Origin of the sequence: Streptomyces violaceusniger Tu 4113, from assembly GCF_000147815.2 — a bacterium.
Taxonomy (GTDB): Bacteria; Actinomycetota; Actinomycetes; order Streptomycetales; family Streptomycetaceae; genus Streptomyces; species Streptomyces violaceusniger_A.
Window position 1 is genome coordinate 1,510,545 of record NC_015957.1, and the last position, 24,549, is coordinate 1,535,093.

General features: G+C 70.4%; 16 protein-coding genes and 3 pseudogenes. 10 read left to right on the forward strand and 9 right to left on the reverse strand.

The annotated features are described in order from the left end of the window. Window positions 1-46: 46 nt before the first annotated feature. Entirely contained in the window at window positions 47-2,470 is a 2,424-nt protein-coding gene (locus tag STRVI_RS06815; RefSeq protein ID WP_014054888.1) for an MFS transporter, read from the reverse strand. 128 nt (window positions 2,471-2,598) lie between these two features. On the opposite strand from STRVI_RS06815, the gene STRVI_RS06820 reads away from it, so the two are divergent. The 3 genes from STRVI_RS06820 to STRVI_RS06830 all read left to right on the forward strand — a co-directional run bounded on the left by STRVI_RS06820 (window position 2,599) and on the right by STRVI_RS06830 (window position 4,229). Next, window positions 2,599-3,177 carry a MarR family winged helix-turn-helix transcriptional regulator gene (locus STRVI_RS06820; RefSeq protein WP_014054889.1) on the forward strand — a complete coding sequence of 193 codons (579 nt, stop codon included), beginning with the start codon at window positions 2,599-2,601 and terminating at the stop codon, window positions 3,175-3,177. A gap of 88 nt (window positions 3,178-3,265) precedes the next feature. Then, the gene (locus STRVI_RS06825; protein ID WP_014054890.1) at window positions 3,266-3,661 is read left to right on the forward strand and encodes a DUF427 domain-containing protein; all 396 of its coding nucleotides are present in this window, start codon (window positions 3,266-3,268) and stop codon (window positions 3,659-3,661) included. Between the two features lie 85 nt (window positions 3,662-3,746). Then, complete coding sequence (locus STRVI_RS06830) at window positions 3,747-4,229, forward strand: hypothetical protein (protein WP_014054891.1); 483 nt, start codon at window positions 3,747-3,749, stop codon at window positions 4,227-4,229. A 65-nt stretch (window positions 4,230-4,294) separates the two neighbouring features. Here the strand turns inward: STRVI_RS06830 and STRVI_RS06835 are convergent, their stop codons facing one another. Further along, the gene (locus tag STRVI_RS06835; protein ID WP_014054892.1) at window positions 4,295-4,963 is read right to left on the reverse strand and encodes a lytic polysaccharide monooxygenase auxiliary activity family 9 protein; all 669 of its coding nucleotides are present in this window, start codon (window positions 4,961-4,963) and stop codon (window positions 4,295-4,297) included. Window positions 4,964-5,177: 214 nt separating this feature from the next. On the opposite strand from STRVI_RS06835, the pseudogene STRVI_RS47535 reads away from it, so the two are divergent. After that, a pseudogene (locus STRVI_RS47535) lies at window positions 5,178-5,574 on the forward strand (DUF72 domain-containing protein); the annotation flags it as partial. Window positions 5,575-5,861: 287 nt separating this feature from the next. Here the strand turns inward: STRVI_RS47535 and STRVI_RS06840 are convergent. After that, window positions 5,862-6,227: a MerR family transcriptional regulator gene (locus tag STRVI_RS06840; protein ID WP_014054893.1), complete on the reverse strand. Its 366-nt coding sequence runs from the start codon at window positions 6,225-6,227 to the stop codon at window positions 5,862-5,864. A gap of 95 nt (window positions 6,228-6,322) precedes the next feature. On the opposite strand from STRVI_RS06840, the gene STRVI_RS06845 reads away from it, so the two are divergent. Continuing rightward, window positions 6,323-6,796: a hypothetical protein gene (locus STRVI_RS06845; RefSeq protein ID WP_014054894.1), complete on the forward strand. Its 474-nt coding sequence runs from the start codon at window positions 6,323-6,325 to the stop codon at window positions 6,794-6,796. A 511-nt stretch (window positions 6,797-7,307) separates the two neighbouring features. Continuing rightward, a complete protein-coding gene (locus STRVI_RS06850; protein ID WP_014054895.1) occupies window positions 7,308-7,844 on the forward strand; it encodes a DUF2231 domain-containing protein in 537 nt (178 codons plus the stop codon). Here the strand turns inward: STRVI_RS06850 and STRVI_RS50470 are convergent. The 6 genes and pseudogenes from STRVI_RS50470 to STRVI_RS06870 all read right to left on the reverse strand — a co-directional run. Further along, a pseudogene (locus tag STRVI_RS50470) lies at window positions 7,832-7,972 on the reverse strand (IS5/IS1182 family transposase); the annotation flags it as partial. The gene STRVI_RS06850 and the pseudogene STRVI_RS50470 overlap by 13 nt on opposite strands. Window positions 7,973-7,976: 4 nt before the next feature. Continuing rightward, window positions 7,977-8,120, reverse strand: a pseudogene (locus STRVI_RS54070) (CopG family transcriptional regulator); the annotation flags it as partial. A 42-nt stretch (window positions 8,121-8,162) separates the two neighbouring features. After that, entirely contained in the window at window positions 8,163-9,410 is a 1,248-nt protein-coding gene (locus tag STRVI_RS06855; RefSeq protein WP_014054896.1) for a TIGR02679 family protein, read from the reverse strand. Between the two features lie 46 nt (window positions 9,411-9,456). Next, the gene (locus STRVI_RS06860) at window positions 9,457-13,602 is read right to left on the reverse strand and encodes a TIGR02680 family protein (RefSeq protein WP_014054897.1); all 4,146 of its coding nucleotides are present in this window, start codon (window positions 13,600-13,602) and stop codon (window positions 9,457-9,459) included. Then, the gene (locus STRVI_RS06865; RefSeq protein WP_014054898.1) at window positions 13,599-14,864 is read right to left on the reverse strand and encodes a TIGR02678 family protein; all 1,266 of its coding nucleotides are present in this window, start codon (window positions 14,862-14,864) and stop codon (window positions 13,599-13,601) included. Before STRVI_RS06865 ends, STRVI_RS06860 begins: the two co-directional genes overlap by 4 nt. 9 nt (window positions 14,865-14,873) lie before the next feature. Continuing rightward, window positions 14,874-16,463, reverse strand: a complete 1,590-nt coding sequence (locus tag STRVI_RS06870) for a TIGR02677 family protein (protein WP_043235496.1) — start codon at window positions 16,461-16,463, stop codon at window positions 14,874-14,876. Between the two features lie 571 nt (window positions 16,464-17,034). Here STRVI_RS06870 and STRVI_RS06875 point away from each other — a divergent pair. The 4 genes from STRVI_RS06875 to STRVI_RS06890 all read left to right on the forward strand — a co-directional run bounded on the left by STRVI_RS06875 (window position 17,035) and on the right by STRVI_RS06890 (window position 24,499). After that, window positions 17,035-20,475, forward strand: coding sequence for a type ISP restriction/modification enzyme (locus tag STRVI_RS06875; RefSeq protein ID WP_251982568.1), 3,441 nt, complete (start codon window positions 17,035-17,037; stop codon window positions 20,473-20,475). Between the two features lie 704 nt (window positions 20,476-21,179). Further along, window positions 21,180-21,449, forward strand: a complete 270-nt coding sequence (locus STRVI_RS06880) for a hypothetical protein (RefSeq protein ID WP_014054901.1) — start codon at window positions 21,180-21,182, stop codon at window positions 21,447-21,449. After that, on the forward strand, window positions 21,442-22,077 hold the full coding sequence (locus tag STRVI_RS06885; RefSeq protein WP_014054902.1) for a DUF6879 family protein: 636 nt from the start codon (window positions 21,442-21,444) through the stop codon (window positions 22,075-22,077). The genes STRVI_RS06880 and STRVI_RS06885 overlap by 8 nt, the downstream gene beginning before the upstream one ends. Window positions 22,078-22,171: 94 nt before the next feature. Next, the gene (locus tag STRVI_RS06890; protein WP_014054903.1) at window positions 22,172-24,499 is read left to right on the forward strand and encodes an ATP-binding protein; all 2,328 of its coding nucleotides are present in this window, start codon (window positions 22,172-22,174) and stop codon (window positions 24,497-24,499) included. Window positions 24,500-24,549: the final 50 nt, after the last annotated feature.

A 24,549-nucleotide genomic window follows, 5' to 3' on the forward strand; every position in this document is an offset into this window, starting at 1 on the left:
GCCGGAGGCGGGCCGCCTCAAGCTCCGGGCCCGAGACGGGGCCGTCTCACTCCTCGCCGTGACCCAGCAGGAAGTCCACATCCCGCCGCTCGGTGCCCGCCGCGCCGCCGACCGTGATCTGGCGGGTCGCCGGGGCGTAGCCGCTGGCCACCACCGTGTAGTGATCGCCGGTGAGCGCCTCGAAGCCGAAGGACCCGTCGTCACCGGTGATGACTTGGCCGACCACGTCACCGGACGCGTCCAGCAGCGAGACCCGGGTGTCCCCGAGCGGTCGGCCGCCCCGGTCCCGTACGGTGCCGCGGACCCGGGCCGCCGGCGCCAGCTCCGCGTCCACCCGCACCGGCTCACCGACGGTGAGTTCCACCTGGGTGGCGTACGGCCGGTGTCCGGCGGCGGCCACGGTCAGCGTGTACGTCCCCGGGGCCAGCTCCGGCAGCGCGAACTCGCCCTTCTCGTCGGCGGTCGCGGACGCCGCCACGTCGCCCTCGGGCCCGGTGGCCGTGGCGGTCGCACCGGCCAGCGGCTCCCCGCCGACGGCCCGTACGGACCCGGTCAGCCCGCCCCCGCCGGACAGCCGCAGATCGCAGACCACCGGCAGGTCCGTCACCAGCAGCGTGGCGGCCTGCGGTTGGTACCCGGTGGCCGAGCCGATGAGGACGACGCTCGCGGTGTCCGGGGCGGGCACGCGGTACCGGCCGTCGCGGCCGGTGACCGTACGGCCGAGCTGACGGCCGCCGGTGTCGATGAGGGTGATGGCGGCGTCGGCGAGCGGGGTGTCGCCGGGGCCGAGGACCCGGCCGTGGATGACGCTGCCGGTGAGGGCGGGCATGTCCTCCGCCCCGTACTCGGCGTAGGCGACACCCCCGACCTCTGCCGCGGTCTCTGTCGCGGCCGAGGTGGCGACGGCGGCCGGGGCGCCCACGAGCGCGGGGGCGGCCACGGGTGCGGAGTCGGCTATCGGGGCGGAGTCCGCCGCGGTCGCGGTCGCGGGGGCCGAGGTGGCCACGGGAGCCGAGCCCGCCAGCCCGGCGCGCCGCCGCGCGGGCAGGAACAGGGCGATCAGCAGTCCGCCGACCGAGGCCGCGCACGCCACCAGGAACGACGTCTGGAACCCGTCCTTGCTCGGCAGCGCCACCCCGCCGAAATCGGTCGTCTGGTGCGCCAGGATCACGCCCACCACCGCGCTGGAGGTGGACATGCCGATGGACCGCATGAGGGTGTTGAGCCCGTTCGCCGCCCCCGTCTCGGCGGCCGGAACGGCGCTGACGATGAGCGTGGGCATGGCCGAGTACGCGATGCCGATGCCGACGCCGAGCGCGGTGGACAGCACCACGATCTGCCAGATGTAGTCCATCATCATCAGGCCCGCGCCGTACGTCGCGCCGATCACGATCAGCCCGAGGACCAGCGAGACCTTCGGCCCCTTCGCGGCGTTGATCCGCGCGGACAGCGGCGAGACCAGCATCATCGCCACGCCCATGGGGGCGAAGTAGAGCCCCGCCATGACCATCGACTGGCCCAGGCCGTAACCGGTGGCCTTCGGGAGCTGCAGCAACTGCGGAAGGATCAGCGACATCGCGTAGAACGAGAAGCCGACCATGATCGAGGTGAGGTTGGTCAGCAGCACCTGACGCCGAGCCGTGGTCCGCAGATCGACCAGCGGCTCGGCGGTGCGCAGCTCGAAGACGCCCCACAGGAGCAGGATCACCACGGCCGCGCCGAACAGCCCGAGACTGGTGCCGCTCGTCCAGCCCCAGTCACCGCCCTTGGTGATGGGCAGCAGCAGACAGACGAGTCCGGCCGTCAGCCCGAGCGCGCCGATGACGTCGAAGCGGCTGGGGGTGCGGACGGCGGACTCCGGGATGACGGCGAGTACCAGGGCGATCGATATCACGCCCAGGCCGGCGGCCCCGTAGAACAGCACATGCCAGCTCGTGTGCTGCGCCACGAACGCGGCGGCGGGCATCCCCAGCGCGCCGCCGATGCCCAGCGACGAGCTCATCAGAGCCATCGCCGAGCCCAGCTTCTGCGGCGGCAGCTCGTCGCGCATGATGCTGATGCCGAGCGGGATGGCCCCCATGGCCCCGCCCTGGATGGCCCGGCCGATCACCATCACCACCAGGTCGGAGGTGACGGCGCAGGTCAGCGAGCCGATGACCATCAGCGCCAACGCGACCATCAGCATCCGGCGCTTGCCGAACATGTCCCCGAGCCGGCCCATGACCGGGGTGGAGACGGCGCCGGCGAGCAGGGTGGCGGTGACCACCCAGGACGCGTTGGAACTGGTGGTATGCAGTAGCTGGGGCAGCTCGGTGACCAGCGGAACGACCAGCGTCTGCATGACGGACACGGCGATACCGCAGAACGCGAGCACCGCCACGAAGCCACCGCCGACCTCCCGCGGGAGCGGCGTGCCGGAGGGCGCGGCGCTCAGAGGTTCCGCGAGGCGAGGTGGGGCTGACTGGGGCATGCGAATGCCGCCTCCAAAGAGATTTCGAGAGATGTGCGATAAGTGGAACGATGAGAGATGTGCATCCTACACATGGCGTGTATCGTGCACACTTCCATTGAGGGGCGCGGGGGAGACGAGGAGGAATCGTGCTGGATCGGCGGCTGGAGCGGCTGGAGCGCGAGCTCATGCTGGTGGCCAGGTGTTCTGTCCTGACACCCCGCGAACGGAAGTGCCAGGCGACGGAGGCCCACGAGGCGGAGCCCCGGAAGCCCAGCACGAAAGCGGACACCGGCAAGGAAGCCCACACAGCTCCCCCAGCCAACCTCGGCGCCGAATCCTGCACCCCCACCCGCCTGGACCGCTCCGGCTATCTGCTCCTCTCCCGCCTCGACGTGGAGGGCGCGATGTCCATCGGCCAGTTGGCCGACGCGTTCCAGCTCGACGTCTCGACCGTCAACCGGCAGACCGGCGCCCTGCTCCGGGCCGGTCTCGTAGAACGCATCGCGGACCCCGACGGCGGCCTGGCCCGCAAGCTCCGCATCACCCCGCAGGGCGCCGACCGCATGGCGGCGGAACGGACGTGCCGGCAGACCGACCTGTCCCGGCTGCTGGAGTCGTGGCCCTCCGAGGATGTGGCCCGCCTCGAGGACGTCCTCACCCGCTTCAACCGCGAGGTGGAGCGCCAGGATGGCCGGGCCTGGCCCCGCGAGACGGGCGAGGCGTAACGCCTCCGGAATGACGCGCGCCTCTGGAATGACGGCGGCGCCGAGGACGTTCCCGTAGACAAGACCATACCGAGGAGGCCAGGAAGAGATGCCCACCCCCGCTTCCCACCCGCAGACCACCGGCACCGGCGGACACCGCGTGGACGTGGAGCACGGCTCCCAGCACGTCACGGTGACGATCGACGGCCGCGTCGTCGCGGAGTCGAGCCGCCCCCTGCTCGTCCACGAGACCGGTCTCCCGGTCCGCTACTACCTCCCCCCGGAGGACGTGGACCTGACCCTCTTCCAGCCGACCGACTCCCACACCACCTGCCCCTTCAAGGGCGAGGCCGCGTACTGGACCTACCGCGGCGCGGCAGGCGACGAGGCGGAGCCCCGGCCGGACGTGGTGTGGGCGTACCCGCAGCCGATCGAGAAGGTGGCGGAGATCAAGGACCATCTGTCGTTCTACGACGCGGTAGCGAAGATCGACGTCTCAAAGTAAGAGAACACCCGGCAGGGCGGCACCCCACCCTGACATCACCCCATCAGGGGCCTTCCGGGAACTCCCCGGGGGGAACCCCTGACGCGTGCACATCCACGCGTACTCGTGGCTGGGCGAGAAGGAGCTCTTCGACCGGGAGTCCCTCCGCCGCCCACCCAACCGCCCCCGCCCGCCCACCACGGCGGCGGACGAGGAGTACCACCGCGAGGACCAGGAGCGCTACCGCACGCTCCTGGAAACCTTCCGCCACTCGGAGCTCCCCCCACTGGAAACGTCCCTCTGGCTCCTGAAGTCCCCCACCCTCGTCCGCGCCACCTTCGAGGAGCCCAAGGACGCGGCGGCCTGGCTGGGCCGCGAACTGACCGAACACGCCCCCGGCTTCCTCTCCCACCAGGAAGCCGACACCGCCCGCCTGGCCCGCCTGGTCACCACGGCCGCCGACCGCCTGACCCACGGCACGGACGTCTCCTTCGGCTTCTACCTGGGCCGCACCTCATTCCTCTCCCTGGCCCTGGTCACCTGCACCCCCAACCACTGGGCCCCGGACCTGCCCTGCCCCCTCATCTGACCCCGCCGGACAGGGCGCATCCGGCGGGGTCGTGGCGCGGGTGCCTGAGCCGCTGGGGGCGCCGCTCAGCCGAAGTTCACGTCACTGCACAGGAAGTACGTCTGGTCCATGTGCGACGCCTGCCAGATCGTGTAGACGACGTGGCGACCGGTGTAGCCGGAGGTGCTGACGTCGATCGCGTAGTTCTGGCTGGGGGCGTACTTGCCGGTCGTGGTGACCAGTTGCAGGTCACTCCACTTGAGCGGCTGGGTGGTGGGGTCGTACCCCTCACGGGACACATACACCTTGAAGTAGTCCGCACCGTGGCTGGCCTGGTCGTACAGCTTGACGGTGAACTTGCCGCCGATGTTCGTCGTCTGCCAGGCGCCCGGTGTGTCCAGCGAGTTGTAGCGGCCGCCCTCGGTGTGGCCACCGCTGCACAACTGCCCGTCCGGGATCACCGCCGGGAAGTTACCGGCGGAGCCGTTGCGGTACAGCCCGTTCCAGTTCCACATGGCGTTCGGGTTGTCCTGCCATGCCTGCCAGCACATGGGGTCCAACTTCGCCATCTCAGGGTTCTGGAAGTCGTCTCCCCAGCGCAGCCAGCACCCGTAGTTGCGGGAGGCTGGGTCGACGACCGATCCATGGGCGTTCGCGGTGGTGGACCACGGGATCAGGCACAACAGCGCCGCGGCCGGCAGACCAAGGGCGCGAGACGCCCAACGTAAGGAATTGCCGCGTTCATGACAAATCATTTCGCGATCTTCCTCCATCGTCCTTGGGGGTGTCGGGATATGATGGGAGCGCTCCCAAGTTGGCTGCTTCCCGAACGACGAGACCTCGAAACCTGGAGCCGAGGCGGCAACAACCCATCCGAAGCGCCCGACTGACCCCGAACAGCCCAAAACCCAAGGCTGGTTGACCTCCCCGACGGTGCCGCCCGCCCCGACCCGGGGTAGTCGGCAGGGCATGGGCGAGATTCTGGTCGGCACCTGTTCATGGACGGACCGCGCGCTGGTTGTCCAGCGGTTGGTACCCGCCGGGGCTGCGCGACGCGGAGGGGAGACTGCGGCACTACGCTGCCCAGTTCCCGGTGGTGGAGGTCGACGCCACGTACTACTCCCTGCCCAGCGCCCGTAACAGCGGCCTATGGACCGAGCGCACTCCGGACGGATTCCGCTTCGACGTCAAGGCGTTCTCCCTGCTCACCGGGCACCCGACAACCCCGAACGCCCTGCCCGCCGATTTCCGCCCAGCACTGGCCGGACGAAGGGACCACCGGCCGCGGCCCGCAGACGTCGATCCCGGACTGCTCGACGAGGTGTGGCAGCCGTCACGGACACCTGATGGCGTCAAACCGCTCCGGGCTTCGGCCCATCCATACCCGTCGGGAACCAACGGCGCGACCTGCTCTGCACTTCCGTGCCGTGGTCCGCCCGACGGGCTGGATGGCTGGGAACATGCGCCGCCCGGATGGGCGATGACAGACCGCCTGGGGAAGCCGGGCGGTCTGCGGTCGGCCGGCTCCGGCTTCCGGACTCTCGGTGCGGCGGTGGCGGAGGGGCGAGGACCGCTGTTGCGGCGAGGTCCGGGGTGTTGCCAGGGCCTCGACGCCCTCGGCGACGAATCGGCAGGCCGTAAAAGGCTCGGTGCTCAGCCGGCCCGGTCAGCCACCCGGAAGGGACATCCGGTGCCGACGCGCTCTTCGAGATCGGCCCGCAGAACGGCAAGCTCGGCCATACGCGTGTCGATGACCCGGATCTTCTCCTCCAACAGCGCAGACAACGCCTCAGCGGCATCCGGCGCGTCGCTCAATTTCTCCCCGTGCTGTGCGATCTCGGCCAGCGAGAAGCCGAGCGTTTGTGCGGTGCGGACGTAATGCAGCCAAGTCACTGTCTCCGCCGGGAAGTCGCGATAACCATTCGCCAGCCGCTGACCTGCGACGAGGCCGATCTTCTCGTAGAAACGAATGGTGTCCTTGGTCATACCCGCGTGCGTGGCCAGCTCTCCGATACGCATGGCTCTCCCCCCGAACCGCGGACTTGACCTTGGAGAGTACTCCACTGTTTACGGTGAGGCGTCGCTGCCGTGAGACCAGCAGGAGCCTTGTCGTGATGCATCTTTTCGCCCCTTCTCGCCGCACCTATCTCCGCCTCGTCCGCGCGAGTGCTTGGTACGACCTCGTGGTCACAGCGGGATTTGCCACACCGTGGACCTACGCGCTGCTGCACACCGCACTGTCGTCGCTGGGCGACACACTCGGGCTGGGCGTTCTGCCCGCCCGTGACCCGATGCAGACCTTGTATGCGAATCTGATGGGTTCGGTGGTGGTCGTCTGGGCAGTCCTGCGGATCGTCAAGCCGCTGCCGTTGCACGGACTCCTCGATGGTGTCGCGCGCACGCTGTTCGCCGCGTGGCTGGCGTATGCGATGGCCCACGGTGCCCCGCGGCTGCTGTGGCTCTTTCTCGTTGTCGAGGTGGCGTTCGACGTCGTCCAGCTAATGCCGTGGTGGCGGGCCCGCACCAACCTCATGGACGGCCCCGCCGGTCCGGCCGCCGAACACCCGCTCAGCGCCGAGGCTCGGTGATGTCCGGGTCGGATCAGAAGCGGCACGCGGGACGGACGGCGCCGATCGAGAGGTCAGGCCACCTGGTCACTTTGCTGGATCAACACAGTGAAACCACACCACAGTGGAAGCACGATTACCACTGTGGTGGCCTGCACGATGCCGCTTCCGGCCGCCGGCGAATGAGTTCGATCTCGATGGCCAAAGCGCCAGGGGCTTCCTTCTCGGGCGGGCGAATGGCGCGAATGCCGACGAGTTGCTGGGCGCGGGTGTCGGTTGGGCCGGGCTGATCCGGAGAGCGAGCCGGAGGCGTTCTGGCTGAGGCCCGCTGCGGGGTGGTTGCCTGGCTGCTCGCGAGCGTAACCGGGGCCGGGCCGAGGGGTGTGCCGAGGCTCGCTGCGTGCTTCCGGAAGGACGCGGATTCAGAGGAAGCTGAGAACTTTCTGTGCCAGGCTGACGCGCCCTACCGGCCGGCACGGGGAGACCGTGCGTGTGTCGATTCCGCACGGTTGCTTTCTGGAGGAAACACCCGATGAGCCTCACCGTTGTCAACGGTCTGCCCGCACACGTCCTGATCGTGCACTTCGTCGTCGTGCTCGTTCCCCTGAGCGCACTGGCGGTCGTGGTCGGCGCCATATGGCCGAGTGCCGCCCGGCGCATGGGCGTTGCACTGCCACTCCTGGCATTGGTGACCCTGGCGTGTGTGCCGCTGGCCACGGGGGCCGGCGAGTGGCTGGAAAAGCACGTGGACAGCGACGCCCTGGTGCGCAGGCACGCCGAACTCGGCGACGGGTTGCTCCCCTGGGCTGTGGCCTTGTTGGTCCTCGCGGCGGTGATCTGGTGGACGGCCCGCAGGTCGGCCGCGGCGGAGGCCGCCTCCGGAGAGCGGACCCAGGCCGTCGCGTCGCGGTATGCGCTGCTAGTCCGTGTCGCGGTGGCGGTGCTGTGTGTCGGGGTGGCCGCGGGCGCAGTCGTGGACGTGCACCGGATCGGGGACTCCGGGGCGAAGGCCGCCTGGCACGACGGCTTCTCCAAGACCGCCCACGGCGACCGGGATCACAACGGCTGACGGCATTGGCTCAGTTGCCGGTGGGTCATGAGGCAGCAGGCCAGTTTCAGGAGCGCTTCGTGGATGTCGGCTCGCTGTTCCCAGCGGACGCGAAGGCGCCGGAAGCCGTGCAGCCGCCCAAGCCTCCGCGGGCTTGTTGAGGTTGCCGCGCTCGATCTGGCGGGCCACGGCCGCGGCGGCGTAGGCGGACAGGCCGGACGGCCGGCTGCGAGCGCGAGCGGCTTCGGCGATGTCCCGAGGCATCGTGATCGAGTACTTCTGGGTGGGCTCGGAGATGCCCCTTATGCTACCGCGCATCCTCCAGGCGGCCGTGAGTTGTCAGGGTGCGAGGTCGGTCAGGAGATCGTCGAGGACGGTTTCCTCCTCGATGCGTACGCCGAGTTCGCTGAGGGCGGCCCGCAGGTTCGGGTCCCAGGGAGCGGTGGCAGGTGTGCCCGTCAGGGATGGTGCCATGGGGCTTCTGCTGGCGGCGGCGCGGTAGTCGACGGTGGTGTAGCGCCAGGGGCGCCAGGGCACGCGCTGCAGCAAGGCGGCGGCGATGCGTATGCCGCCCCAGTCGAAGTCGCCGTGGTAGAGCAGCCTTGCCCGGTGGGAGTGCAGGTGGCGCAGGAGGGTGAGGGCGGCGGCCGAGGGCTGGCCCTGGAGACAGATCAGGGGTGGGCAGGCAGGGCCGTAGGTGTCGGCCGCGGTGGCGAGCACGGTCGGGTTCTCGCAGATGTGCACCACCGGGGGCGTTGTGCGGGGAGGGGTGCGGGTGAGCTGGCGCAGGGTGAGCACGGCGGGTTCCCCGGTGCCGGTGGCCCAGTCGAGCGCGGGTGTGCCGCGTAGGCCCAGGGTCAGGACGGTGGAGGACAGGGCGTCCTTGAGGAGGCCCGCGGAGGCCCATGCTTCGCGGCGCCACTCGGCTCCGGTGCCGTCGGGGAAGCCGGTCAGGGCGCGGATGCCGGAGTGGACGAGGGTGGCGAGCGGGGTGCCGTCATCGAGGGCGTGGGCATCGCCGAGGGTGCGGGCGGCGAAGGCCGGGAGGGAGACGGCCGGATCCGTGGGCAGGCTCCGCAGCGCCGTCGCGGTGGAAGTGAGCAGGGCCCGGGCGGTCTCCGGGCCGCGTGCGAGGCGGCGGACGAGGCCGCTCACGCGTATGTGCTCGCCCCAGTCGGTCAATTCGGGCCGCTCGGAGCACAAACCGGTGAGCGGGGTGTACGCGTCGTGCCAGGCGTCCGCCTCCCGCCGGCGTGCGTCGCTGCGGAGGGTGACGGGTCCGGTGAGGGCGATGACGGCGGTGGCGAGGCCATCGGGGCTGATGCCGGAGCGGCGCAGGATGGTGTCGACGGCGTCGAGCCGGATGCTCAGCGAGCGCCCGCCGCCGGGGGCTCGGCCCAGCAGGCGCTCGACGGCGGCCCGCTCGCCGTCGGTGGGCGCGGCCAGGATGACCGAGCCGGTGAGTGGCTCGGCGCGTTCCATGCGGCGGCGTATCCGGTCCAGCAGCCAGGCACAGCCCGGATCGCCGAGGAGACGGGTGAGGCGCTCGTGGTCGACGTGCCCGGCGGGGGCGTCGGGTGCGCTCATGTGAGGGTCTTCCCTTTCCTCTCCACGGGCGGTCCTGCGTCACGTCTCAGGCCCACAGGGCGTCCTGGCCGGGTGCGGGGTTCTCGGTGGGGGTGGGCTCGGGCTCTCCGGGGGAGTGTGCCGGTGCGAGGACCGTCGCCAGGCGGCGGTCGGGTTCGGGGGCCCGTGCCCGCTCGGCGCCGTCCCACTGCCAGCGGGTCACCAGGACCGCGGCGATGTCGTCGACGCGGGAGAGCTGCGCGATGGCGATGCCGGGCACTTGCGGGTAGCAGGCCCATTCACGCTCGCTGGTCATCACCACGTCCAGGTCGAAGGCGTGGAGCAGGCCCAGGCACTTGGCGCGGGAGTCGTCGTCGACGCCGGCGAAGGCTTCGTCCAGGGTGACCAGGCGCGGGGCGTGTGGAGCGGCGGTGGCGTAGTGAGCGGAGGCGGCGGCGAACAGGGGTACGGAGACGGCCAGGACGCGTTCGCCGCCGGAGGCGGGCCCGGTGGCGGGCACCCATGTGCCGTGCTGGTGGCGTTCGATGCCGAATTCGTGCCAGGCGCGGTAGTCGAGCGCGGTGGTGAGCACTTCCAGCCAGCTGCCTGTGGCGTTTTCGGCCTGCGCGCGGGCAATCTGGACTTGCAGAAACTCGCCGACCGCCGCCCGGTCCTCGGCCGCCCAGGCGTCGGCGGACTGGCGCAGCCGTGCCCGCGCCTGTGCCAGTCCGGCCGGTGCCTTGCGGGAGGGCCGCCAGATCAGGCGCAGCTTCATGCCGGTGGAGGTGGGCCGCTGCTCAAGTTCGGTGTTCATGGCGTGTACCTGGCGCTCGGCAGTGTCGATCAGCTCCTGCAGGGTGCCGGCGACCTCGGTCAGCAGGTGGGTTTCCAGGATTTCGCGTTCGTGCGCCGACAGTATGCGGGTCAGCTCCTGGACCTCGGTGGCCAGGGCCCCGGCCAGTTCGGGCACGGCCCGCCCGTGGCCCTGGTAGACGAGGTCGACGATCATCCCGTCCTCGGTCATGCGCGCCGTGGCGCTGTGGCCGCCCCGGGAGAGGACGTCCTGGAGCTTCTTGTACTCCTCGCTGAGCCGCTTCTGCACGCGTTCCCAGGCGCCCTCGGAGTCGTCCGTACCCGACAGTGCCGCCTCGATCGCCCGGGCGAGCCCGATCGCCGGGGTGGCGGCCCAGGATCCGCCGTCCAGCGGCGGTACGGGAGCCTCGGGCAGAGCGACGGTCAGCAGGCCGGTGGCCGCGAACCGCTGGAGCGCGGCGATGGCCTCGGCGCGCGTGGCCGCCGCTTCATGGACGTCCTTGTCCAGCTGCTCGATACGGCCCTCGGCGCGGCCGGCGCGGCGATCCGCGGCGGAGTACTCGTGACGGGCCTGCTTCTGGTCCCGCTCGCATGTGGCGAGGGCACCCGCGGTTTCGGCCAGACGGCGCTCCAGCTCGGCGACAGCCGCGCCGACGGTCGAGCGGAGAGTGGTGTGGTGTTCGTCCGCGGCGGCGGCGAGCCGGGCCGCCTCGGCCATACGCTGGTCCAGTTCGGCCACCCGTTCCCCGGTCCGGCCGGCTTCCGCCTGCTCGTCGGCGACAGCGCGTCGCGCCTCGGCCCGGTCGCGCAGGGCCGGCCACAGGGCGGCGAGGGCGGCCGTGTGGTCGGCCAGGGCCTGGCGGACGGCCGTGAGGGCCGGTCGGTCGGCGGGCAGGTTCACGGCGTCGGCCGTCTCGGTGAGTGCGGTGGCCGCTTCGGCCTCGCGGCGGGCCGCCTCGGTGAGTTCGGCCGCGCGTTCCTCCTGGCGGGTGCGGGCCCGGTGGGCGGCGTCCGCCGCTGCGGCGGCCACCGCGTGGGCGTGGCGCAGGGGGGCGTCGTCGGGGACGGCGGCCAGTTCGGCGTCCAGGGTGCGCCGGCGCGCGGCCACCGTGGCGCGTTCGGCTTCACGGCGTGCCGTGCTGGCGGCCAGGGCGTCCAGTTCGCCGCGCAGGGTGCCGATCCGGGCGCGGCGTGCTTCCTCGCGGGCGCCTTCACCCACGTACACGGCCGCCTCCTTCGACCAGCTGCCGGTCAGCGCGCCGATGCGGAAGTGACCGTCCGCCGCCACCCACGTGCCGGGTGCACCGGTATCCCCGAGACCGACGGCCGCCAGGAGAGCGGACACGGCCGGTTCACCGACCTGCGTGGCCCGGGGATCGCCGTGGTCGACGGCGGGCCGCAGCGCGTCGGCGAGCACGGAGCCGGCCGGCGACGCATGCGAAGGCAGCGGGGACAGCAGCACGTCGTGCCCGCTCGCCTCCAGCATGGTGCCGTCCGGGCACACCCACGCGTCCAGGAGCCCGGACGCCTCCAACGCGGCCTCCAGCCCCGCCCGTTCGTCCGGAGTGACGTGGTCGTGGAAGTCGATCAGCTTCCACAGAGGCGCTCCGGGAGTCCGGTCGCGCAGGCCCGGGGTGCGGGTGCGGGGTGCCTCCGGCCCGTGCTGGCCACCGGCCTCCAGCTCCGCCAGCTCCCTTTCGGCCGCGGTGCACCGCTCGGCCAGTTCGGCCAGCCGGTGGCCGAGTGCGGCGGCCTGGTCGGCCAGGTCCGCGGCCTGCCCGCGGTGGGCTGCCGCGGGCTGCTCCCGGGCGGGGCTGGGGCCGTGCAGATGCGTGCCCCAGTCGTGCAGAGCGTCCAGGAGCCCCGTCGGGTCGGGAAGGTCCAGTTCCGTGCACCGGTCGAGGTGTTCGCGTACGGCACCCACCAGGTCTTGGCCCGCCTGTGTGGCGGACGCCTCCGCCTGGGCCTGGCGTTCGGCGGTGTGGGCGGCCTCGGTCTGGGCCTCGTCCAGGCGGCGGGCGGCGGCCCGCCGTTCGCGGGCGGCCTGTTCGGCCCCCGCGGCCAGCTCCTCCACGTGGTCGAGGGTCCGCCTCCGGCGTGCCACCGACTCCTCGGCCGCGTGGCGCAGTTCCGCCTCCGGGACCGCGTCGTGGGGCCCCAGCACGTCGTCGAGCCGGGCCGCCCGGGCCGTCTCCCCTGCCTGGCGCAGCGTGTTCCCGACCTGCTGCTCGGCCGCTGCCAGCCGCCCTTCGGCGCCCGTCAGGCGGCCGAGGGCGCGGGAGTTCGCCTGGGCGGCCTGGTCCCGGTCCGTCTCCGCTCGGGCCCGCTCGCCGGCGGTGCGCCGCGCATCGGCCGCCGCCTGCTCCAGCTTCCGGGCGCTGCGCATCTCCGGACCCGCGCGCAGCGCGGCGTCCTGGGCCGTCAGCCGCACGGACGTCTCCTCCAGCTGGGCGATCCGCTCCGCGGCCTCCGCCCGTTGCCGCTCGGCCTCCTCCCGATCGGTCCGCGCCTGGGACAGGTCACGGTGCAGCTGTTCGTAGCGGGCGTGTTCGCTGCGCGGCAGCCGGGCCCGCCGACGGGTGGCCACGCGGGCGTAGCGGCGGTAGTGGTCGAGGAAGGCGGAAGCGGCCCGTTCGGCCTCACCGGCCGCTCGCAGTTCCTCCTTCTCCTCGTCCAGGGAGCGGAACGCCTCGGCCACATCGGCGATCACCGCCTGGTCCATGGGCGGCAGCGCCTCGGTCAGCGCGCGGGACAGCGCCGTCTCATTGGGGCGCTTGGACAGCTGGGGCTGGCGCAGCTGGATGAGCAGGTCGACCAGGGCGGCGTAGCGCCGCTCGCCGAGCCCGAACAGCGCCTCGTCGACCGCCCGGCGGTACGCCTTCGCCTGGTCGTAGACCATGCCGCGTGCGGCGACGGCCTCGGCCAGGCGATCCCGCGACAGCGCGGTGCCGGTGGCGTCGAGCAAGGTCAGCTCCTCACCGACGCGCTGGTCGGTGACCGCGTACCAGTGGCGGGCGATGCCGCGGCCCGCTACCGCTTTCAGCCCGCACAGCAGCGTGCGGAAGTGCGCCTGGCCCGAGTCCTGGTCGCGGCGGCCGAATTCGATCCAGGTGTAGCCGAGCCGCTCCGGGTGCGGGTGCCGGCCGCCGAGCAGCAGGTTCCACTCCATGCGCTTGCCCGGGTCGGCGTCGGGTTCCACCCGGCGGGCGGACAGGTCGCCGTCCAGGAGGAAAGGCAGGGTCAGGGCGAGCACCTTGGACTTGCCGGTGCCGTTGTTGCCGCGCAGCAGCAGGCGGCCGTCACGGAACCAGAACTCCTCCGTGTCGTAATGGAAGAGGTCGACCAGGCCGATGCGCAGCGGCTGCCACCGGCCGGGTGTCGGGTCGGGCAGGGCGGTCACGACTGCGGTGCCTTTCGCTTGAGTGTGTGGGGCGTGCGAGGAACACGGGGTGTGCGGGAGGAAGCCTGTCCCGGTTCCGTCACGACGGTCTCGCCGACCGCGTACCGCGCGAGCGCGGGCAGCGGGACGATGCCCTTCGGGGTGGCGGCGACCAGGCCGAGCGCGGTGAGCCTCTCCAGCGCCTGGCCGACCAGCTCCGCCTCCGCGCCGGGCTGTTTGGCGCTCTTCGACCAGAACGCACCGTGTTCGGCGGCCAGCTCCTGAACCTTGCGCTCGAGGTCGGCGCGGCTCACCCCGCCGTCCATGGCCGCCAGGTGTTCGGCGACCAGCAGGGTGACGTGCCCGTGCGTGCCCTGCTCCGGCATTCGTACGTCGGTCAGATCGTCGTGCGGATCGACCATGGCGACGCCCTCGGCCCGCACCTCGGGAACCAGGCCGGTCAGTTCCGTGATGCGGGCGGTGAGGAAGGCGCGTTGGCGGGTCAGGTAGACGAGTTCCTCGTCGGTCAGCTCCTCGTAGTACAGCACCGGGTCGTCCAGCAGCCTCCGGGTCAGCCGCTGGCGGATCGCGCGGAACCGGAGCTCGTCGCTGTCCAGCGCGCTCTCGGCGGTCAGCTCGGCCAGCCGGTCCTCGAAGTCCTCGGTGATGATCGTCGACGGACCCCGGCGGGCGGCCAGCAGCCCGGCCAGGACGCGCCGCTGCACGTCGTAGAGCACGTCGCCGCTACCGCTGACGTATGCCTCCTCCTCACCGGCCACCCGCCGCAACACTCCATAGCGCAGCAGCAGCCGCACCACCGCCGCCAGATCCAGGCGTTCGTCGCGGCGCTCCATGGTGAACTCCACCCCGGCGGCGGCCAGGTGGGGATCGGCGGCGTCCAGCACCACCTGCTCGGCCAGGCGGCCCAGGGCGATCTGCGCCTCACCCCGCTCCAGCGCGGCCAGCGCCAGACACAGCAGCACATACCGGCGGCGCGTGAACGCGACGCGGCCACGGGACGCCTCGCGCGCCGGATGGGTGGGATCGGCCAAGGTGCCGGGCGTCCGGGCCAGCCGGGCGGCCTCCGCATCCACCCGCAGCGACCAGCCGGTGTTGCGGTCGAACCAGTCGCGCAGCTCCGAGGCGTGCTGCCGCACCAGCCGGAACTCGTCCGCGTGCGGGCCCCGCGCCAGCAACAGCGGCTCCTTCAACAGCGTCCGGGCCGCCTTGTGTACCTCGGCCGTTCGCCGGCCGTCCAGCACCTCGCCCAGGGGCGTGGTCATGGCTCCCCCTCAATCGTCTCGGCCGGTGCGTGGCCGTCCCGCGCGGCCGGGTCGGGTGAGGTCGGTGATCTCGATCAGGTGGTCGGGGCCGCGGAAGGTCCCGCCCGGCGTACGGATTTCGGCCGTCGTCCCGTCGGCGAGAGCCGTCAGCCGGATCTCCAACGAGCCGTCGTTGCTGGTCGCCACCGTGTTCGTCATACCGGGTCGCCACGTGGCCAGGGCATCGCCGAGCAACTGCAAGAACAGCCCGAAGGCCGCCGGGTCGAGTTCTCCCAGCGCGGACAACCGTATGGTGTCGTCCGTCGCGAGCCGGGCACGGGCGGCGGCGATCTCCTCCGCCTGCCTGGCGGCGATCTCGGCGAGCCGGTGTCGCTGCTCGGAGCGGTCCTGCACCCGGCGGGCCCGCCCGCGGCGTTCGTAGCTGCCGGTACGGCGCAGTTGCGGGCTGATCCGCAGCGGCTCGGCCTCGGCCCACGACATGGACGCGGGCACCGGGCGGGCCGTGCGCTCGGCCAGGGTATCGGCGTCCACGGTCAGATGACGCGCGGAGTACAGACCGAAGGCGGCGCGCCACAGCCGGTGCCGCGCCTCGTCGTCCGGGGCCTCGGCGAACCAGCGGGCCAGGGTACGGAAGTCCGCGGACCGGTCCGAACGCCCGGCCCGCCGCTCGTTCAACTGCCTGACAACCGCGAGGAGTTGCGGGATCGCCCCGAGGGCCCGCCCGCGCAGCAGCCGGGCCTGCGACTCACGGCCGTCCGCGGAGATGAACCAGGCGGTGAGCCCCGACCACTTCGCCGCCCACCGCTCATACGCCTGCTCCTCGGCGCTTTCGGTGTCCTCGGGCGCGGCGTCGGCCGCCTCACGGGCCGCCGCCAGCCGCAGCAGCACACCGGCCCGCCCGTCCTGCTCCAGCTCGCCGATGAGCACCGCGATCCGCCCGCCCAGCGTGATCAGGTCCTGGATGAACCGCTCCAGGTACTGGATCAGCCGGTCCTTGTAGGCGAGGAACACCTCGACCTCCACACCGTGCAGATCCATGGTGCGCTGCAGCGACCCCATGAACGCCCGCGCGTTCTCCGCCAGCGCCTTGAACCGGCCCGTCAGCGCCGACAGCGCCAGATGCGCCTTCGCCGCGTCCGGCCCGCCCTCCTCCCGCTCGGCCGCGATCACCAGAAGGGCCCGCAGCTGCGTGACGATGTCGTGCAGTGCCACCGCCTGCAGCGCACCGCGCCGCCCCAGCGCCTCGTCGTACACCGACAACGCCTGCTCGGCGGCCTCCCCGGCCTGCGTGAGCTGGTAGATGAACCGCTTGCGGTAGAAGTCCTCGACCGCGGTGACCCGGGAGGTGTCCGGATCCGCCCGCAGATTGCCCCACTCCACGAGGCTGTCCAGAGCCTTCACCACCGCGTCCGGATCCGTCGGCCGGTGCTCCGGCGGCAGCGCGGCATGCACGTCCTCGGGCCGCAGATGCACCGCGAACCGCTCCTTCGCCGCGAGGAACGCGCACATCACCTGACGGTACAAGGCCGCGTTCGGCACGGTCAGATGGATGAACGGCGCGTGCTCGCTGCCGCGCGGACCGGAAGCTGGTGACGTCATCGTCCCGGCATTCTTCCCGACACGTACACCGGGGCGGAAATCCCCGCCGCGGGGATTGACAGGATGAGCCGCGGGGATTGACGGGACGCCCTGCCGCTGACACGTCACACCCCGCATGCGCAGAGCGACCGGTCGCTCGCAGACCACACCGACCTCCCACCGAGAGCACGATGACACGACGTACCTCTTCGGCAGCCGGCTCCGCCCCCAGAAACATCGCCGGCCACGAAGAAAACCGTACGGCGCACCACTGACAAACCCGGCGGACACAGCACGACCGCCGCCGCGTGCGGGAGGTGAGGGCGCGGCTCGCCCACGTCCGCGCTCAGATCCTGATGACGGTGACCCGGCTGCCGCACAGCGCGGCGAGGTCTTCGGGATCCCTTCCTGACCAACACCCGCACCTGGTTTCCCAGCGGTCACGGAACGCGCCGTCAGTGCCCCCCGCGCGCCCCCCGTGCGCACTGAGTCGGCCCATTCACCTCCAATAAGGCTGTGTCTGCGGTGATCCACCGCCCGAGACCACAGCCTGTAGGGGGACAAGGTGCCGGAGGAGTGGATACGGGCTCTCGTGGCAGACTTCGGATCCGAGTGCAGGGAGCGCCTGCGGGTCAGCGACACTGAGGCATCCATCAGCCCGCCGGTGGTGAAGCTGGTGGAGACTTCCGGGGCACGCTGGAAGCTGAGTCCTCGCCTTCACCCTGAGTACCCCTTGCCCGAGGCCCGGGTGCGTCCGGACTACGCGGTGGAGACCTCGGGGCGAATCGCTGGCTTCCTGGAGCTCAAGGCCCCTGGACACGACGTCACGCCCGACGGCTTCACGAAGCGAGACCGCGAGCAGTGGGAGCTGATGCGCCGACTGCCCAACGTGCTGTACAGCAACGGCCACACTTGGTGCCTGTACCGAGGCGGTTCGCGGCCTCTCCGCACGGTCCGGCTCGACGGTGATCTATACCGGTCCGGCAGCCGGTTGCGTACCCGTGAAGCCGACGGCGCGGCGTTTCGGGATCTGCTCCGGGATTTTCTCGGATGGCAACCTCAACGCATCACCACTGTGAGTCAGTTGGTGACGTCCATCGCTCCACTGTGCCAGTACCTGCGAGAGGAGGTGCTGGAGCAGCTTGCCCTCGAACGCAGAGCACCGGACGGCCCCCGCAGTCGGCGGCGTGTTCCCAAGCCCTTCACCGCTCTCGCGCATCACTGGAGCAAGGTGCTCTTCCCCTCGACCGATGGGCAAGACCCCGACCACCTCTTCGCCGACCGCTACACCCAGACGATCGCCTTCGCCCTGCTGCTGGCCCGTATCGAGAACGTACCGCTCGCCGACCGGAACTTCGTTGACGTTGCACGTGAGTTGAAGGCCGAGAACACGGTCATGGGCCGAGCCCTGCAGTTGCTGACGGAGACGGTAGACGCAGAGTTCGCCCGCCGTATCGACACGCTCGTGCAGGTCATCGACGCTGTCAACTGGGAGGCGATCCGAGCTCAGAAGCCCGACGCCCACGTTCATCTCTACGAGAATTTTCTCCAGGAATACGATCGCGAGCTGCGTAAACGCTCCGGCACGTATTACACTCCGCCCCGCCTCGCGAGGGAGATGGTCCGCCTCACGGACGCCGTACTGCGCACCCGACTGGGTTGCGTGGAGGGGTTCGCCGACGAGCAGGTGACGATCGTCGACCCCGCCATGGGCACCGGCACATTCCTCAGCGAGATCATCGACAGGGTCGCCGAGGAGCGCTCCCGCCGCGGGGAGGGCTTCCGCGGCGAAGCGGTGGAACAGTTGGCGGGCCGACTGATCGGCTTTGAGCGCCAGATGGCTGCCTACGCGGTCGCGCAGATGCGGATCACCCAGACCCTCCGCGAGCAAGTCACCGACACTCAACTCGGCGATTTGCGGCTCCATCTCGCCGACACCCTCGCAGACCCCTACGAGAGGGCCACGCTCTTCACGTTCCTGCCCGATGGTGATCCTCTGGTCGAGAACACCCGCAAGGCGGACTGGATCAAGCGTGAGCAGAAGGTCACCGTCATGATCAGCAACCCGCCGGATCGAGAGAGAGCCGAGGGTGAGGGCGGCTGGGTGGAGAAAGGCCACGAGGGCGACGACAGAGCGCCTCTGCTGGATGACTTCCGCCTCGGTGGCAGAAACGGAGTGCACGAGAATAAACTCAAGAACTTGTATGTCTACTTCTGGCGCTGGGCCACCTTCAAGGTCTTCGAACAGCATCGTTCCGAGTCGGACCGCGGAATCGTCGCCTTTATCAGTACCGCGGGCTTCCTCAGTGGCCCTGGTTTCCGGGGGATGAGAAAGTACCTACGTGAGACTTGTTCGGAGGGCTGGATCATCGACCTTAGCCCGGAGGGCATTCAGCCGCCGATGCGGACACGCCTCTTCGAAGGCGTCCAGCAGCCACTGGCGATCGCCGTGTTCGTCCGCAGCAGGGCGGACACCGAACTCGCCCACATCAGGTACGTCGCCCTGGACGGAAGCACCCGTGAGGAGAAGTACGCGCAGCTCGAGGCTCTTGAGCCGGACAGCCACCAGTGGCGGTCGGTGCGCCAGGACGCCCAAGCCCCGTTCACGCCCACCGCACGAGGAGCATGGGACACATACCCCGCATTGGGTGACCTGCTGCCATGGACTGTGCCCGGCATCTTGCCGAAGCGGACGTGGGTCTACTCCCCGGACTCTGACACGCTGCGCTCCCGATGGCGAAGGTTGACCGCCGAGACGGACATTGCCGAGAAGCGTGCCTTGTTCAGGGAGACCCAGAGCCGTACCGTCGACCGGCAGGTCAAGCCCCTCCCAGGGGCAACACAGCGACGGGGGTCGATGCTGGAGGCGGTCCCCGAGTGCCCGGAACCGGTACTTTTCGCGTTCCGTCCCTTCGATCGGCAGTGGATCATCCCGGACAACAGGGTCCTCGATAGATGCTCGCCGGAGCTATGGGAGAACCGGGCCGAGGGGCAAATACACATCGTTGAGAAGCACTCCGGACGTTTCGGCGACGGCCCCGCCACGCTGTTCACCGCGCTGATGCCGGATATGGATCACTTCGCTGGCTGGGGCGGTGGCAGGGTGATCCCTCTCTTGCAGAAGGATGGCACCCCCAATGTGGTTCCCGGCCTTCTCCAGCACCTTCGTAACTCCTATGGTGGTGTGCCTGTCACCGCCGAGGACCTGGCCTCGTACATCGCCGCGATCACGGCCCACCCCGGTTTCCGCTCCCGCTTTGACGACGAACTCACCACCAACGGCGTCCGCGTACCGGTCACCGGTGACGCCGCCCTGTGGTCGGAGGCGCTGCATGTCGGGCGGAAGGTGATCTGGGCCTCGACCTTTGGAGAGAGGCTCGTGGACCCGGTGGCGGGGAGGCCCGGTGGGTCTCGGGGTGTCTGGACGACCGCGCAGCCGGCGATCACGTACCGGAGGCAGGTCGGTGGGGACGAGCTACCCGATGGCTTCGTCCACGATCCCGACGGTCTCGAACTCCATTTTGGCCAGGGAGCCTTCGGGCCGGTGACTCAAAAGATGCGGGAGTACCAGGTCAGCGGACAGAACGTTCTCGACGGCTGGTTGAAACGCCGGACCGGGCCGCCGTCACGCAGGGCCGTCAGCCAGCTGGACCGCATCCGGCCCGACCGGTGGTGCCCGGCCTGGAGCGAGGAACTTCAGCATGTGCTTGCCGTCCTGTGGCATCTGGTCGAGCTGCAGTCGGCTCAGGACGAGCTGCTCGACGGTGTCCTCACGTCACCGCTGGTCAGTGTTGCCGAGCTGCAGCGTCGGAACGTCCTGCCCGTCCCTGACACCGCACGTCGTTCCGCTCCCGCACCGACACAGGCCGACCCCATCCCCGGTACCGAGGGGATCGAGGCGCGCGAGCCGCACGCCGTCAGGCCACTCACCGCGGAGAGGGGCTCACCGGCCACCGATCCGATGAGGCGGCCACGGAGGAGTCGGAACTCCGACGCTACGCAGGCACCCCGCAGGAAGCGACAAGATCCGTAGAGCTGTTGCCTGACTCGGTGTCATGGGTGAGTTCGTCGGGGCGCCGTCCGTGGGAGGGCTGACCTGACCCGGCCTTGTGTGTGAGGTCTTGACGACGGTGACGCCTTTGCCGCACAGAGGGGGAAGGCCTCCGGGGCGGAGGCGAGCACGGTGGCTGGCGCAGGCTTGGCGATGGCGTCGATGGCAGGCCTATGGCCGTGCGGGCCGGTCGCCGCACGTGATCGACGGATCCGCCTTGCGGCTTTCTGGCCCACGTATGTCCCACAGAAATTGGATTTTGCGGAATCGTGCGATTGGGATTTCGTTCCCCTGGCGATGGGAAAACCCCTGATCAGGGCCATGAGGGCTCGAGTGGGGACGGCCGAACAGGCCGTGTGTTTTGGCATGCGCAAGAAAGGCCCTGGCAAGCGTTTCTGCTGGTCAGGGCCTAGGTTTCCGGTGCCCCCGGCGAAATGCTCGTCACATGGGGATGCACCGAACCATCGATGCCCGGTGAGCTGGTGATCCAGACCGCCTTCCGGGCGACGGTGAATCGAGCTCGCACGTAGCCGACCGGCGCTCCGACCGCACGGGGAGCCGCCCCTGACGGCTTCCATGCCACCAGCCCGGCGGCTCGGCCGTGGGGCGACCCCCTCACCTATGGGTGTGCCCCCGGATACAGTGGGTAGCCACAGCGTGCTCGACCACCTCGACCGGAGGCAGACATGGCCCGTGCCTGGGAGGCTGACCCGTCCGCGTTATTCGAGCGTCGGCTGGGGAAGTCGGCCGAAGAACTCGGGAACTCCGACGGCAATGACGAGTGTCCGGACATCTGGCAGCTCGACAACGGTGATGTGGCTGTGATCGGCAGGGATCTGACAGCCGTCTACGGCCCCCGCCTGCCGCAGGGCGTGAGCCTCGCTCCTGATGAGCGGCTGGTCGTCATCCCGGGGAACATGCTCCGCGCGGCGAAGAAGGACATCCCCGATGCTTGATCTCCTCGCCCCCGTTCTCGTTCCCGAGCAGGGCGATCGGCTCACCCGCACCGCCTACAAGCAGGACTTCCGGCAACGGGAGGACGCGGTCCGTAACGGGAGTTCCTGGAAGCTGGAGCGCCGACAGCACTTCGAGGAGCAGGGCAGTCCGAGCCGGGACGCCCTGCGCCGGGGTGACTGGGAGGAGGCGCTTCGGCTCCTCGCCGACCGGCGCGACACCTTGGCCGCGACCGCTCAGGAGGACGAGCGCAGGGGGTATGCCTTTCACCGTGTGCGGGTGGTCGAGAGTCCACTGACGCCGTATGTGCAATGGGAACTCCACTCCCAGCGGCAGCGTGCGCAGTACGGGCAGCGGATCAGGGTCGTTCCGGCCGAACAGGTGGCCGCCTCGGAGGACAGCGGCCCGCTTCCGGAAGTGGTTGTGCTGGGCGGCCGCACCCTCTTCCAAGTCGTCTACACCGAAGCAGGAGTTGCGAACGGCGCGATCCGCTTCACCGACCGTGATCTTGTCGAGCGCTGGGAGAACTACATCAAGGCGCTCTACGCGGTGGGTGAAGAGGTGATCTCCTACTTCGACCGTGAGGTGGCGCACCTTGAGCCGCCGACGCTGGGCGCGGGAAGGGAGTAGGCCGATCACATCGCCAGGCGGACAGGACGAGCACTTCGGTAGCACCCACTCCGAGCTGTCGGGATCCTCACGTGACGTCGTCCAGGCGAGAAGTGTGCACGGAGGCATCCACTTCCACGCGCGGGGCACACCGGACGCGGGGGGTTCCTCCAGCCCCATCCCACGCCAGTTACCGGCCGACGTGGGCGGATTCGTCAACCGAACCGATGAGCTCGGCCAGTTGAATGCCGTCCTCACCACCGAGGACGGCGATCCGCTCGTCGTTTCGGTATACGTGATCGCCGGCACCGCCGGCGCCGGAAAGACATCGTTGGCACTGCGCTGGGCGCACCAGGTCCGGGAGCGTTTCCCGGATGGCCAGTTGTACGCCAATCTGCGCGGCTACGACCCCGGAGAGCCGGTCGCGGCACGCGAGGCCCTGCACCGCTTGCTGACCTCGCTCGGTGTCCAGCCCGAAGCCGTACCGCAGGATCTCGACGCGGCCGCCGCGTTGTACCGCTCGTTGCTGGCCGACCGCCGGGTACTGGTGGTCCTGGACAACGCGGCCACCGTCGGCCAGGTCAGGCCGTTGCTGCCGGGGAGCGCACACAGCCTGGTGCTGGTCACCAGCCGCAGCCGCCTGTCCGGCCTCGCCGTCCGCGACGGGGCCCGCCGGCTCACGCTCGGCGTGCTGCCGGAGCCGGAGGCGGTTGCCCTGCTGCGCGTCGTCACCGCGGGATACCGGCCGGTCGATGACGAACGGCAGCTCGCCGAACTGGCCCAGTTGTGCGCACGACTTCCGCTCGCCCTGCGGATAGCCGCGGAACGCGCCGCCAGTCACCCCCACCTACGGCTGGACGACCTGATTGCCGACCTACGCGACGAATCGGCCCTCTGGGACGCCCTGAGCACTGGCGACGACGAGGAAGCCGAAGCGGTCCGCACCGTCTTCGCGTGGTCCTATCGCGCCCTGTCCGAGCAAGCCGCCCGCCTGTTCCGCCTGCTGGGCCTACACCCCGGACCCGAATTCGGGCTGCAGGCAGCGGCGGCCCTGGCAGGGTCGGCCAGCACCAGTCGGTCCCGGCAGTCGCTGGACTCTCTGGTCGGTGCACACCTCCTGGAACAGACCGCCCAGGACCGCTACCGGTTCCATGACCTGCTGCGTGCCTACGCCATCGACCAGGCCCAGCACGAAGAGCCGCCGGCCGAGCGGGAGCCAGCTCTGCGCCGCGTGCTGGAGTGGTACCTGCACACCGCCGATGCCGCGCAGAGCTGGATCAACCCCGCCGAGGATCGCGTGCCCCTCACCCCTGCCCCGGACGACGTCAGCCCGCTGACGTTCTCCGAGTACGACGCCGCCGTGGACTGGGCCGAGCGGGAGCACGACAACCTCATCCAAGCAGTGCGTACGGCGGCCGACGCCGGCCATGACCGACTGGCGTGGCAGTTGGCCACAGTGCTGTGGAACGCGCAGTTCCCCTCCGCCTCGGGCACAAGCTGGCCGGCCGTGGGCCGCATCGGGCTGGAGGCAGCCGAACGCCTGGGGGAACGCGCTGCACAAGGCGCACTCCACACCTACCTCGGCATGGCCTACACCCGCATCAACCGCCAGGCCGAGAGCCTCGAATCCCACGAGAGCGCGCTGACGATCCGGCGCGACCTGGACGACCGCCTTGGCGAAGCACGCTCACTCAACCTGATCGGGCTGAACCATCTCCGCGGCAGACGACTCGACTCCGCTGCCCGCTACTTCGAGCAGGCCATCTCCGCCTTCCAGGACCAGGACGCCGCCCACTGGGCCGCCACGGGGATGTCCAATCTCGCGACCACCCACTACCGCGCAGGGCGGCTTCCGGCGGCGGCGACCGTCATCGACCAGGTCCTGGCAGCGCACCGGGCCCTCGGCGATCAGCGCGGCGAGGGCAACATCCTCCGTGTGCTGAGCGACGTCCAACGCGAACGGGGCGACGTCGAGGCATCCCTGGTCTCGGCCCAGGCCGCCCTCGACATCGCTCTCAGCCTCCGTAACCTCCGCCTGGAGGGCTTCTGGCTGCTGACCCTGGGCGATGCTCAGCAGGCGAACGGCCAGTACGCCGAGGCCCTGACCTCCTACCAGCGGTCCGCCACACTGCACCGGCGCCTCGCCGACCGCAGCCGAGAGGCGCTGGCCTGGCAGGGCGTGGGCGAGGTCTACCGCCGCCTTGGACGTCAGGCGGAGGCGGCCGACTTCCACCGCCAGGCTGCCTCGACGCACCGCGATCTCGCCGATGCGTGGCACCAGGCCCTGGCCCTCGACGGCCTGGCCTCGGCCGTACTCGGCGAAAGCCCCGAAGAAGCCCACCGACACTGGAGACTGGCGCTGCGGCTTCTCGCCGACTTCGGAGATCCTCGCGCAGTGGTGGTCCGGGAGAGAATCCAAAGTCGGCTGACAGAAACAAGCTGAAGTAGCGGCTGCGCCGTTCCGGACGGTGCCCGGCGGCGCTGATCAGCCGA